The sequence below is a fragment of the Caballeronia arvi genome, assembly GCF_001544695.2.
Classification (GTDB): Bacteria; Pseudomonadota; Gammaproteobacteria; order Burkholderiales; family Burkholderiaceae; genus Caballeronia; species Caballeronia arvi.
On the sequence record NZ_FCOM02000024.1, the window covers coordinates 59,791 to 72,065 of the forward strand.

Genomic DNA, 12,275 nt, shown 5'->3' on the forward strand with positions numbered 1-12,275 from the left:
GCGTGAGATGGCCGCGTTATTGGCCGTGACCGTGTCCATGATCGTCGTGGTCATCGTGATCGTCCCGGTCGAAACGGCATGCTTTGCCATCGCGCCCGTTCGCGCCCGGCAGACGTTGCGCGACATAGCCCGGCAAGTCGGCGGGATCGATCGCGAACACGAAGAACCTGTTCGGATTGTCGATGCCGTCCGGGTGATTCGTGTCCTTCACGGTGCCGAGAAAGTCGTTGTCGTTCGCGATGAACAACGTGTGCCTGAGCTTGCCGCCGACGCGCACATCCGGACCGAACGCGAGACTCTCGATCTTCGCGGGGATGTCGGTGGCTTTGAAGCCGTAAGCCGTCAGCGCCTTCACGACGTCGAGAAATAAGGTCTTCTTGATCGCGTAGGGCGCGAGGCCGCTTTCGCCGCTCGTCTGACTCACGTCCTGTGCGTCCGCGATATCCACGTGATAGACCTGCTTGAACTTCGCCGTCGAGTCGTCGCCGAGACCTTTGCCGTCGCGCTCGTCGAGCAGAAACTCGTGGTCGTTCACGGCGACGATATCGCTGATCGTCGGATAGTTCGGTTTGTCGGCGGTGCCGAGATTGGTGAGCGGATACGCGAATTGCGCCGTCTTGCCGGTGCGCACGTCGATGCGCAAGATGCGCGTGTATGCGCCGTTCGTGCCGCCGTCCTGGATCAGCGGGCTCTGCATCACGCCGAAGAGCGTGTCGCCGTCCGGCGAGATCGCGAGGCCTTCCATGCCCTTGTTCGCGACGCGGCCCGACGTGTTCTCGCTGATTTCGTCGTTGCCGACCGGCGAGAGCGTCGTCACCGCAAACGACGCCGGCACGCGATACGCCGCGATGCGCTCGCCCGTGCGCCGGTCGAATCGATAGACGTAGGGACCATACTCATCGGAGATGAAGACGCTCGCGCCGTCGCGCGCCACGCGGATGCTCTCCGGATCGAAGCGCGCATCCAGCGGAAAGCTCGAGGGCCGCGCCGGCGCGAAGTTGTCCGAACGGCCCATGAAGTAATGCGTGTGATTCGTCGCGTTGAGCGCGGGCGCGCCGTTGCCGACGCCATATGCCGCGCCGTCGCCGTAGACGAGCGGCTCGCGCGCATGCAGGAGCGTCGTGTCGACGAGCTTCGGATTCAGCGTGTAGGGCAGCGCGTCGCCTTTGCCGCCCGCTTCGAGACGCAGGATCAGCGTCTGAAAGCGATTGATGTACGACGCGGTGTCGTCGATGGCCTTTTTGTAAGCGATCGCGTTCGGGCCGCGGTCGGGCGTCGCGAGGAAGGTGTCGCAGCCGGCGTAAGCGAGGCCGGAGCCGAGACCGCCGAGCAGATTGCCCGGCGCGCCGTTTTCGAGCGGCGCGGCCGTCGCTTTCGAGCGATCGGCGCCGTTGCCGCTCAACTGGCCGATCGCGATCAGATCGACGCTCGCCCACGCAGACGAGCATGCGACGGTCAACGCGGACAACGCAAACGACAAGGCACAGGCACGAGCGCGAATCATGAACGTCTCCTTTCGTTGATGGAGCGAAGCGTTTGCAGCCAGCGGGTTCTAGCGGCCGAGTTCTTTCAGATACGCCGTGCGGGCTGCGAAGCCGGTGTTGGCGAAATCCGTGAACACGCCATCGACGCCCAGCCGGAAGAATTTCAGGTATTCGGCGTTCGGATCGTTGTTGTAGTCCGCGGCGAGATATTTCTTCTCGTTGCGGAACGTGAAGACGTGCACGAAGAGGCCGGCCTTGTGCGCGTCGCTGATGACGTTCGTCGGCGATTGTGTCGTCGCTTGCGCAGTCGAGCCGGTGAAGGGCGTGCCGTCGGGATTGGTCGCGGGAAAGGGCGACATTTTGAGCGGCACGATCTGCGGTTTCCACGGGCCGATGCCGTCCGCGTAGGTCTTGATCTGTGCGAGGCCGGCGGGCGTGAGCATCGCGTCGAACCAGCGTGGATCGCCGGCGACGGTCCAGTCGAACGGACGGCTGTCGGTGATTTCGTTGTAGATGACGGCGCCCGTGCGGTAATCGACGTCGTACCCGTCGATCAGTTGCACGACCTTCGTCTTCAGGCCGTGCGCGCGCATGTACTGAAGACTGCCCGGCTCGAAGCTCTGCACGAACACCGCCGCGTCGCGGCTGTTCAGGCCGTTGTCGTCGAGGATCTTGATGAGCGCGTCTTCGAGCGGATGACTGCCCGCGGCCCCGCAGCCGTTCGCGATCGCCTGCGCATTGTTCCAGGTCGGGTTCTTCGTCTCCGGATAGACGGCGATCGAGCGCCCGGTCGCCGCGGTCTTCGCCTTGGCTATATCGATGATTTGCTGGAACGTGAGAATCGGATATTTGCCGTTGAACTCGGTGGGGCGTTCATTCGCGGCGTCGTAGGTCGTGCCGCCCAGCAGCGCGCCGAGTTCGGCGGCGGTGAAGTCCGTGATCGACCAGTCGCCCGTGTGATCCTCGCCATCGACGATCAGCGATTTCAGCGCCGACTTCGGGTCATTCGGATTCGTCAGATCCGTCAGATATTGCGACGGGCCGGTCTCGGGCGTCGTCGTCCAGCTCACGTTCACGAGCACGCCGGGCACCGTGCGTTTTCTCGCTTCGACCGAAGCGTTGGTCTTCGCGACATCGGCGACATTGGTGTTATCGGAGAGCCACGGGTTGTGCCGCGCGACGAGCACGCAATCCTTCGACAGATGCAGGTCTTCTTCGAGCGCGTCCGCGCCGCTGTCGGCGGCGAGTTCGTAGGACGGTTGCGTTTCCTCGGGGCGCAGGCCCGGCAATCCGCGATGACCGACCACGAGCGGCTGCTTGCCGTCGAGTGTGGCGTACGCGGTGGGCGTGGCCGTCGCGGGCGGCGCGGATGCCGACGTGTTGTTGTCGTTGCCGTCGCCGTGACAGGCGGTGAGCGGAAAAGATAAGACAAGTGCGGCGCATGCCGCGATGGAGTGCTTACGATGCTGTCGTGCACGCTTCATTTCGCTTCCCGTCCCCTTTGATTTGTCCCGCGCATTATTACGAACGGTGGGTGACGTCTGTATGACTAAGGAAGCAACCACTTACCTATTCGAGGCGGCTATCGGGCGCTTCAAAGAAAACGCCGGCACGCGGCCGGCGTCGTTCGACCTTGGTGCGTCGAGGTATTTATTGCTTTATCGCCCCGGACGATTGCGATCCTTGCGACTGATTCGGCGACATCCCTTGCTCGCGCTTCTGCATCAGCGTTCCGCTGTCCGAGGTGCCGGGCTGCACGCCGCCTTGCGACGAGTCGCCGGTACGCGGGCTCGGCATCGGCTCGTTCTTGCCCGGTTGCATCTGCTGCTGGCGCTGCATCATCTGATCGCGCGACATTTCCTGCGAAAGCGCGGCTGTGCTGGCGAGCGCGAGGAGCGCGCCAGCGATTACGGTGGTGGTTCTCATGATCGTCTCCTTGAGTCCGGCGGCAGTCAGCCGCATGCAGCGTTATCAGCATCGAGCGTGCCGCATCGAGGTCGCATAAGACTGTGCTTATTTATTTCTGAAAGCGCTCTAAAGAGTCCGAATACGGATAGCATATTCGGTAGGCGACAAGAGCGCGGGTCCATTACAATTCGCGATCCAAACGATCTCGAATTGCCAGAATCCGTCTCAATCGACTGAACGCCACGGAGTATCTCATGTCGATCACACTGAACGATTTACTTGAATGGCGCGATCGCCTGCCCGATGCGTCGGGTGAGGAAGCGCATATGGTGAATGCATTGATCGCGCGCCGCGAAGCAGATTTGCGCTCGCGCATCGCCGATTCGATCGCAATGGCCAGCCAGCGCGAAAACTGGAAATTGCAACGCTGCGCCGCGATTGCGCGGCGCGTCGAACAAGCGTCGGTCGCGCAACTCGAATTGGTTCACACATTTTTTCATAATCGGAGTGAGGGACGGCTGGATATCGAAACGCCGGCCGTACTTTCGGAATTCTTCGCGCAAGAGCGCGCTCCGGTTCAAGCGCCTGTCACGGTGATGGCCGCCGCCGCGCCGCCTTCGCCGGTCGCCCATCTGCACGGGGCAATGGGCAGGCTGGAATCGAGTATTGCCACGACGCCGGGCGTGGCGTGCGGCATTCAGGGAATCAGGATCATGCGCATGGTCGCTTTGATGTCGAAAGCGCGTTCCGCGCAGATCGCGAAAATGAGAATGACCGGCGCGCAGGCGTATTATCGTCACTCTTGAGTTCAATCGTTTCGTGCGGCGAGATGCGATTTACGCCGCATGAGTTTTACTTCAACTTCCGGAAAGGCGCTATCGCACCGGTGTTTTATCCGCTTCGTTTGAAACACCGAACGTCTCGCCTATACTGAATCAACAGCTTATTCGAACAAGAACGCGTCGGCGCCGTTCGGCATGCAGATTGGCAATCGCTGCATTCAGGAAATTCGAATAATGCTTGCGGTCCTGTCATTCCGCCGGACTCACTGCATGACGGCTGGTCCCGACGAGGGATTCGGCCAGGGAGCCATCGTGAAAAACCTGCTGAGCAGAAGAGGTAGCTTGCTCGACAATGCACCATCGTTTCTCTTGCGCCAGAAAGCGAACGGTTCTATCCGGGTTGCATTGCCCGAAATTCCTGAAGACGCACATTCGGACGAAGATGTTCCAAACACCGCGCCCGTCACTCGGGTGACGCCCTTGCGGCCCGCTGCGGTTCCGTCACAGTCGACGAGCGTTCAGGCCTTGCAAGCCGGCCAGCTTGCCGAGGTCGAATGGCTCGTTCAGCAAGGCTCGCTGTCGACGTTTCGCACGTTTCAGAGTTTCGCCTATCGCGCGGGTTTGTTGTTCTATCCGCGCGAGCTTGTCTACTACGCCGTGCTGTATCACGAGGATGCGGTGTGGCGCGTGCTCAAGGCCGGCGATATCGACGCCGCCGAGCCGGCGTTTCGTCATTTCGTCGAGCAGGCAATGCGTCTTGCCGATGCCGACATGCGGCGCGCGCATCTCGAAGCGCACAACGAGCAGTTCACGCGGCTCATCGAAGAATCGGAGGCGCAGATCGACCGCGTGCGCACCGATCTGCAGCAGGGCAGCACCCATGACCAGCAAGTTGCCCTGAAGCAGCAGGAAGTCCGCAAGGAACTGGCGCAACTGGAAGGCCGGCGCATCGCCGCGCAGGCGCAGTTGAACAAGCTGCAACGTCAGCTTCATCAATTGAACGCAACGGTCAACGACAGCGTGCCGCATCTGCCGTCGCGTCGATGACACAGCGAAGCGTTTTGTCCGAAGAAAGCTTCGCTACATCGCGTAAAATCGCCCGTTCGAGCAGCTAGTCGAATCGTTCGGCATACTCTGGGCCGAACTTCGCGATATATGTGCTGAGCCCGCGTCCGGCGCGGGCCAGCCGCTTCATCTCCTCGACGCGCGTGCGACCGGGCACGCGATAGTCATACAAGTATGTCCCGCCGCTCACGAAGCGCACCTTGATGCCGTCGCGCAGGATGTCGAATGCTTCGACGCCCGAATTGCCGGCAAGATTCTCATAGGGTTGCATGGTGTTTTTCGCCGCGAACGTACGCGATCGCACGCAAACGATTGCGCGTTCGAGGCAGGTCTAAAGTTTCGTCGGCAGGGACCGTTAAGGGTGTCATGGATAAAGATCAATTCCCGTTCCTCGACTCGGACGACCCGCACTTTCAGCACGCACGCGCGCTGAGCCTCTCGGTCGGTGCGATTCGCCGCGCACAAGGCAAGTGCAATCCGCACGACTTTCCGGTCGGCTCGCTCGAATGGCACTTCGCCATCGAGGACTTCGCGGGCGACGTCCTGCGCGCGCTGATGGGCGAGACCGAAGGCGTCGACATGCAGGTCGGAGAGCGTCCGGTCGACTGATCGCGCGCTCGCGCTACGCCTTCTCTGGCCGCCGTCCGGCGGTCATTTTCCCGTGTTATAGCTTCACGCCGCCCGATTCGGGCGCATCCACGCCACCGGGCGGAATCGCGCCGGTCCGGCTGACGTCGCCCGCGCGATCATTCGACCAGTACGGCTCGCGTCCGTAGTGCTGATGCACGGTGCTCGCCCAGACGCGATCCGCCATCGACGGCCACGCGTCCTTGTCGAATCCCGGCGAGTTGCGCACCTGCTCCGCGGTCGCATCGATCCGAAAACAGCGGTTGTCGGTGTCGAGCGTGAGCGCGCTCCACGGCACGGCGAGCAGCTTGTCGCCGATGCCGAGAAAGCCGCCGCTCGACAACACTGCATACGCGATACGCCCGGTCGTCACGTCAAGCATGATTTCCTTGAGCGAGCCGACATCGTGCCCGTCGCTGCTCATCACCGAATTGCCGTCGAGCGTGCTCGCGGCCATCACATCGGGGCCGGGGCCAGCGGCCGTCGCCGCGCCCTTGCCGACGATCTTCGCGCCTTCCGAAGACGATTCCATCGACTGATCCATGATCCGCTCCTTTGACAGGTTGTGGGGAGGCATGAAGGCTTGCCTTTCACGCGCTTCGTCAGCAACGGACATACCCATGACGCGCCATGGCCGTCTGCTAAGCTCGGAGTTCGTTCGATTCTCCCGCCGCCCATGATCGCTTTCGAGGAATTGCTCGCCGTCGCGTACAAGAAGGAGCGTCTGCAGAGCCGCCGGCTCGCCAGAGGCGCGTCGATTTCCGAGCACGCGGCGCTTGTCAGGACACTGCAAAAGGCGGCGGGCGAGCAGTCCTTGCACGATTTGATCGATGCGCGCCGTGCCGCGCAGAGTCGCAACGCGGATGCGCAGCGCTCGCGCGAGACGCGGCGCGCAGAACGCGTCAGCGAGGCGAAGCAGCGCAAGGCCCGGATCGATACGGTCGGATGGCGAGGCTGGTTCGACGGCTCCGCGCTGCCCAATCCGGGGCGGCTCGGCATCGGCGGCGTGCTGGCCGGGCCGCTCGGAACGACGGTCGAGATCAGTGTCACCGCGGGCACGGGCGATAGCAGCGCGGCGGAATATCTCGCGCTCATCGCGCTGCTCGAAGCGGCGCTGCTCGAACGCGCCGTCGATATCGTGATTTACGGCGACAGCCGCGTCGTCATCGACGACATGAGCGCGCCGCACGATGCCCGCATTCGTTCACTCGCGCATCACGCCGCGCGCGCCCGCGCGCTCATCGCGCTGATCGGAGTGGTGCGGCTGCAATGGATTCCGCGTGCGCGCAATGCCCGCGCGGACGAACTCTCCCGCGCGGCGCTCGGCTCGACGCGCGCGTCCGCCGAAGCCGCGTGAATCCGGTTCGAGGGAGCCGTTACAAGTCGCGGACGTCCGCCGTCGGCGTGTCGCCGAACGCATCGCTCAACAGATAATCGACGACCTTGCGCGCCGATGCTTCCGGCGTCGCGAGCTGGCCGTCGCGCTTCAATGCGTCGAAGCGTTCGCGCATCGGAAAGCGCCCGAGATCCGTGCCGCGAATTTCCGCCTGCATGTCGGTGTCGACGACGCCCGGCGCCACGCTGCAGATGCGCAGCCCGGGATTGCCGTCGAGCGCGACCGCGCGCGCGTGATGGTCGAGCGCCGCCTTGGTCGCGCAGTAGACGCTCCATCCGGGATACGCGTTGCGCGCCGCGCCGCTGGAAATGTGGACGATGCGCGTGTCGGCCGCCTGCGCGCCCGCTTGAACGACGGCGGCCGCGAGCGCCATCGGAGCCGCCACGTTTACGCTGACGGCGCGCGCGACGGCCACCGGATCCTGATCGGCGAGGCTGCCGACCGGCGCGAGCAAACCCGCGTTGTTGACGAGCAGCACACGCTCGCCGCCCGACACGAAGCGGGACAACGTGCCGCCCGACAGCCATGCGGTGAGCCGCGTCAGATCGGCGAGATCGAGCTCGACTTCCTGCAGCTTGACGGGATGGCGCGCGGCGAGGCCGGCGTTGCGCGTGCGGGAGATCGCGAGCACGTCGGCGCCTGCATCGAGCAGACGTTCGGCGAGTGCGGCGCCGAGTCCGCGAGTGTGACCGGTGAGGATGGCTCGAATCGGATGGGACATGGACATGACCGGGTTGACTGAAGGCGTCTCGATTCTAGCGGCAAGCCCGGGCAGGCGCCGGCTACGCTCAAGCGCGCCGATCCGGCAAGCTGAAAAAGTGTCGAGGACGGTCGTTCGTTGGTTCCGGGACACAGAAAGGACCGAGCGCGTTTTTTTGACTGACAAGCTCCTTCACAAAACTGACAATCTTTCCAAAACCAAGAACCACCGGAGACTTCCATGCCGATCCGCCCGAAAGCATCCCGAGCCGTGTCGATGATGTCGCCAGGCGGTCCTCGCCCGCGTTCGCTGATGTATTCGATGACGGTCTGCGCGACGCTCATCGGCTTGCCAGCGGCGGCCTGGGCGCAGAGTTCGGTGCAGCTCTACGGCGAGCTCGACACGGGCCTCGCCTATGTCAATAACGTGGGCGGCCATTCGCAATATCGCCTGACGTCGGGCACCATCGACGGCAGCTACTGGGGCCTGCAAGGATCGGAGGATCTGGGCGGCGGCGCGCGCGCGATCTTCCGTCTGGAGCGCGGCTTGTCGGTCGCGACGGGCGAGGGCCTCAACGATCATCCGATGTACGTCGGTATCGGCACCGATACGCTCGGCACGCTCACCTTCGGTCATCAATACGATTCGATCCACGATTATTTCCAGGCCTTCACGCTGACCGGCAGCAACGGCGGCACTGCCTTCGCGCACGTGCTCGACAACGACAACGCCAACAACTCGTTTCTCGCCGCGAATTCCGTGAAGTACACAAGCGCGACTTATGGCGGCTTCAGCTTCGGTGGCCTCTACGCGTTCTCGAATCAGGCGGGCGCGTTCTCGAACAACCGCGCGTACAGCGTCGGGGCCAACTACTCGGCGGGCTCGTTCAACGCGGGCGCGGCGTACCTGCACAACAACGGGCGCGGCAACACGACGAGCGGCGCCTACGACTCGCTCACGCTGCCCGGCCCGGCGAACACCGTCTTCAACGCGAACGTGCAGCAGCAGAACACGTTCGGCGTCGGCATGAGTTATGAGATCGGTGAATTCACGCTGAGCGGCGCGTTTTCCCGCGCGATCAACTCAGGCGTCAGCGATGCCGACAGCGGCGCGCCGATGCCGTCGCTCGCGCTCAACAACTACGAGATCAACGGCATCTACAAGCTGACGCCCGCGATCGTGCTCGCGGGCATGTACGTGTACACCAACGGCGGCGGCGCGCACTGGCACGAGGGCGGGCTTCAGGTTGACTATCTGCTGTCCAAGCGCACCGATGTCTATCTGGAGTCGATCTATCAGCGGGCGTCGTCGGGCGCGCCGGCGGTGATCAACACCAACGATCCGTCGAGCGGCCGCAATCAGTTGATGCTGAGCACGGGCATCCGTCATCGTTTCTGATGCTTTTGGGAACGCGCTGCGCGTGCTAACTTGGCAATCTCGCTTTTGACGGTCCGCAGGTGTTCCATGTCGCTCCAGACCTTCTCGCTTTTCCTGCCCGCATGCTTCGCCATCAACATGGCTTTCGGGCCGAACAACGTGCTGTCGCTATCGAACGGCGCGCGCGAGGGCGTGCGCGCCTCGGTGCTGGCGGCGTTCGGGCGGATCGTCGCGTTCGCGATCATGATCGCCATCGCGGGGCTCGGGCTCGGCGCGTTGCTGCTCGCGTCCCAGACGCTCTTCACTGCGATCAAGTTTGCGGGCGCTGCGTATCTCGTCTGGATCGGCGTGAAGCTGATCCGCTCGGGGCCCTCGCTCGTCGTGAAGGAAGCGGGCGAATCGCACGGCCCGGTGAGTGTCGCGCGGCTCACCAAGCAGGAATTCTGGGTCGCGGCCGGCAATCCGAAAGCGATTCTGGTTTTTACGGCGTTCTTCCCGCAATTCGTCGATAGCAACGCGTACGCGACGAGCTTTGCGATCCTGGGCGCGACGTTTCTGCTGCTCGAGCTGGTGGCGATCGTCATTTACGCCGCCCTGGGCGCGCGTCTCGGGACGCTCTCGCGCGGCGCGCGCGGCTTTACCTGGTTCAATCGGGTGAGCGGGGCGCTGATGATCGGATTCGGGGTGATGCTGGCTTTCGTGCGCCGGCCGGCGAGTTGATTTGGCGTAATGGCGAGCGTCGAGATAATCGCAAGAATTATTACGTCGAGCGATGGGTCATTAGTGGGGATTTAGTGTTTAGCGTTATTTGCGTGGTACCCGAAAAACCAATAGCGAGTCGCTGAATTCGTGCCCGCCAGCGGCAATCGTCGCGTTCACGGCGGCATTGCGCCGCGCGCTGGTCCGCCGCCGCTTCCGTGATACTGTCTCCTGCACGTTGCTTCGTCATTGCCTTTGAGCAAGCCGTTGTCCGTGATTTGCGATAATCGCGCATTCGTCGTGCAGTAAATCGCCTGCGCATTTTTCGTTTCATCTTTTCGTGCATTCGGCGCTTTGAAATACGCGTCGCTTATCGCTGTCTGAAGGATTTTTACCGATGCATACTCACCCGTCCGGCGCCACGCAGACGCGTTCGTTTTCGACCGTCTTTCTGATCGAAATGTGGGAGCGCTTCGGCTATTACGGCATGGCCGCGCTGCTCGTGCTTTTCATGGTCGATCAGATCGGCTTTGCCGACGACCGCGCCAATCTGACCTGGGGCGCTTTCACTGCGCTCGTGTTCTCTGCGCCGGCGATCGGTGGCTGGATCGGCGACAAGATACTCGGCGCGCGCCGCACCATGACCGCGGGCGCAATCGTCCTCGCGCTCGGCTATCTGATGCTCGCGCTGCCGTTCAACACGCTCGGCTTCATGTATGCGTCGCTGGGCGTGATCGTCGTCGGCAACGGGCTCTTCAAGTCGAACGCGGCGAATCTCGTGCGCCGCATCTACGAAGGCGACGATGCGCGCATCGACAGCGCGTTCACGATCTACTACATGGCGGTGAACATCGGCTCGACCTTTTCGATGCTCGCGACGCCGTGGATCAAGGATCGATGGGGCTGGCACGCCGCGTTCGCCGTCTGCTGCGCCGGCATGGTGCTCGGCCTGATCAACTTCGCGGTGATGCGCCGCACGCTCGCGCACATCGGCTCCGCGCCGGACGATCAGCCGATCCGCTGGAAGGCGGCGATCGCGGTCGCGGCGGGCAGCATCGCGCTCGCTGCCGCGACGGTGTTCATCCTCGAACACAAGGCGGTGGCCGTCGCATGCGTGTACGCGGCCGGGATCGCGATTCTTGCGATCTTCGGCTACATGCTCACGCGGTGCGATCCGGGCGAGCGCTCGGGCCTCATCGCCGCGCTGATTCTCACGCTTCAGGTCATCCTGTTCTTCGTGTTTTATCAGCAGATGTCGACGTCGCTGACGCTGTTTGCGCTGCGCAACGTCGACCCGTCGTTTTCGATCGGCGGTGTCGAGCTGTTCACGTGGAGCGCGGCGCAGTTCCAGGCGCTCAACCCGCTCTGGATCATGCTGCTGAGTCCGATCCTCGCGTTCGTCTATACGCGACAGGCCCGGCGCGGCCGCGATATTCCGGTGGCGGGGAAGTATGCGCTGGGTTTTGTCGTCGTGGCGATCGGCTTCTTCGTGTTCAGCGTGAGCGGACGATATGCCGTCGATGGGCGTGTGTCGTCGTGGTTCATGGTGGCGGGGTACGGCTTGTACTCGCTCGGCGAGTTGCTCGTGTCTGGCCTCGGCCTCGCGATGATCGCGCGCTATGTGCCGGCGCGCATGAGCGGCTTCATGATGGGCGCGTATTTTGTCGCAGTGGGTGTGTCGCAGTATATCGGCAGTGTCGTCGCCAACTTTGCGCGCATGCCGTCGGGCAATCTCGAGCCGATGCAATCGCTGCCGCTCTACACGCAACTGTTCTTCGGGCTCGGCTGGCTCGCGACGGGCGGCGCCGTTGTCGCGATCGTCTTGCTGCCGTTGCTCGGCAGGTTGTCGCGGGCGCATCAGCGCGCGGTGGAGGCGGTGATCGATGCCGGCGCGAAGGCGGCGACGCCGATGGGTACAAAAAGCGTTTGACCTGAAGGAATACTTCGGCCTATAATCTAATTCTTCAGACGCGGGGTGGAGCAGTCTGGCAGCTCGTCGGGCTCATAACCCGAAGGTCGTAGGTTCAAATCCTACCCCCGCAACCAAATCTTTAAGCAAAGAGCCCGGTTTAGCCGGGCTCTTTGCTTTTGTGCGTTTGTCTTCAGCGAATCACATCGCGTATGAGCCGTTCGGGCATCCACAAAAATCACGCCCCAAGCACAAAAAGCCCGCATGAGCATTCACTCATGCAGGCTTTGTGCGATCTTGCAACTGTAACCGCCGGGGCGCAACAAAG

At 62.9% G+C, this 12,275-nt stretch carries 13 protein-coding genes and 1 tRNA gene; 8 read left to right on the forward strand and 6 right to left on the reverse strand.

The window, feature by feature from the left end; all coding sequences use genetic code 11:
* Positions 1–16 precede the first annotated feature (16 nt).
* From AWB74_RS24050 to AWB74_RS24060, 3 genes are all read right to left on the reverse strand, one after another.
* Complete coding sequence (locus AWB74_RS24050; protein WP_061149215.1) at positions 17–1,504, reverse strand: esterase-like activity of phytase family protein; 1,488 nt, start codon at positions 1,502–1,504, stop codon at positions 17–19.
* 48 nt (positions 1,505–1,552) lie between these two features.
* Positions 1,553–2,968: a glycerophosphodiester phosphodiesterase family protein gene (locus AWB74_RS24055; RefSeq protein ID WP_061149216.1), complete on the reverse strand. Its 1,416-nt coding sequence runs from the start codon at positions 2,966–2,968 to the stop codon at positions 1,553–1,555.
* Positions 2,969–3,134: 166 nt separating this feature from the next.
* Positions 3,135–3,410 carry a hypothetical protein gene (locus AWB74_RS24060; RefSeq protein ID WP_061149255.1) on the reverse strand — a complete coding sequence of 92 codons (276 nt, stop codon included), beginning with the start codon at positions 3,408–3,410 and terminating at the stop codon, positions 3,135–3,137.
* Positions 3,411–3,646: 236 nt separating this feature from the next.
* On the opposite strand from AWB74_RS24060, the gene AWB74_RS24065 reads away from it, so the two are divergent.
* Together AWB74_RS24065 and AWB74_RS24070 are read left to right on the forward strand one after the other, a co-directional pair.
* On the forward strand, positions 3,647–4,198 hold the full coding sequence (locus tag AWB74_RS24065) for a hypothetical protein (protein ID WP_061149217.1): 552 nt from the start codon (positions 3,647–3,649) through the stop codon (positions 4,196–4,198).
* Between the two features lie 246 nt (positions 4,199–4,444).
* Positions 4,445–5,221: a DUF2968 domain-containing protein gene (locus AWB74_RS24070; protein ID WP_268811201.1), complete on the forward strand. Its 777-nt coding sequence runs from the start codon at positions 4,445–4,447 to the stop codon at positions 5,219–5,221.
* Positions 5,222–5,285: 64 nt separating this feature from the next.
* Here the strand turns inward: AWB74_RS24070 and AWB74_RS24075 are convergent, their stop codons facing one another.
* The gene (locus tag AWB74_RS24075) at positions 5,286–5,510 is read right to left on the reverse strand and encodes a hypothetical protein (RefSeq protein WP_061127705.1); all 225 of its coding nucleotides are present in this window, start codon (positions 5,508–5,510) and stop codon (positions 5,286–5,288) included.
* Between the two features lie 95 nt (positions 5,511–5,605).
* On the opposite strand from AWB74_RS24075, the gene AWB74_RS24080 reads away from it, so the two are divergent.
* Entirely contained in the window at positions 5,606–5,848 is a 243-nt protein-coding gene (locus tag AWB74_RS24080; RefSeq protein ID WP_061149218.1) for a hypothetical protein, read from the forward strand.
* A gap of 55 nt (positions 5,849–5,903) precedes the next feature.
* Here AWB74_RS24080 and AWB74_RS24085 read toward each other — a convergent pair whose 3' ends face one another.
* Complete coding sequence (locus AWB74_RS24085) at positions 5,904–6,410, reverse strand: PRC-barrel domain-containing protein (RefSeq protein WP_061149219.1); 507 nt, start codon at positions 6,408–6,410, stop codon at positions 5,904–5,906.
* A gap of 132 nt (positions 6,411–6,542) precedes the next feature.
* Here AWB74_RS24085 and AWB74_RS24090 point away from each other — a divergent pair, with 132 nt between their 5' ends.
* A complete protein-coding gene (locus tag AWB74_RS24090; protein WP_061149220.1) occupies positions 6,543–7,223 on the forward strand; it encodes a reverse transcriptase-like protein in 681 nt (226 codons plus the stop codon).
* 19 nt (positions 7,224–7,242) lie between these two features.
* Here the strand turns inward: AWB74_RS24090 and AWB74_RS24095 are convergent, their stop codons facing one another.
* A complete protein-coding gene (locus tag AWB74_RS24095; protein ID WP_061149221.1) occupies positions 7,243–7,989 on the reverse strand; it encodes an SDR family oxidoreductase in 747 nt (248 codons plus the stop codon).
* A gap of 294 nt (positions 7,990–8,283) precedes the next feature.
* Here AWB74_RS24095 and AWB74_RS24100 point away from each other — a divergent pair, with 294 nt between their 5' ends.
* The 4 genes from AWB74_RS24100 (at position 8,284) to AWB74_RS24115 (ending at position 12,084) form a co-directional block, all read left to right on the forward strand.
* On the forward strand, positions 8,284–9,360 hold the full coding sequence (locus AWB74_RS24100) for a porin (RefSeq protein ID WP_061149257.1): 1,077 nt from the start codon (positions 8,284–8,286) through the stop codon (positions 9,358–9,360).
* 66 nt (positions 9,361–9,426) lie between these two features.
* Positions 9,427–10,059: a LysE family translocator gene (locus tag AWB74_RS24105; protein WP_061149222.1), complete on the forward strand. Its 633-nt coding sequence runs from the start codon at positions 9,427–9,429 to the stop codon at positions 10,057–10,059.
* A 376-nt stretch (positions 10,060–10,435) separates the two neighbouring features.
* Complete coding sequence (locus tag AWB74_RS24110; protein ID WP_061149223.1) at positions 10,436–11,968, forward strand: peptide MFS transporter; 1,533 nt, start codon at positions 10,436–10,438, stop codon at positions 11,966–11,968.
* Positions 11,969–12,007: 39 nt separating this feature from the next.
* A tRNA-Met gene (locus AWB74_RS24115) sits at positions 12,008–12,084 on the forward strand.
* Positions 12,085–12,275 lie beyond the last annotated feature (191 nt).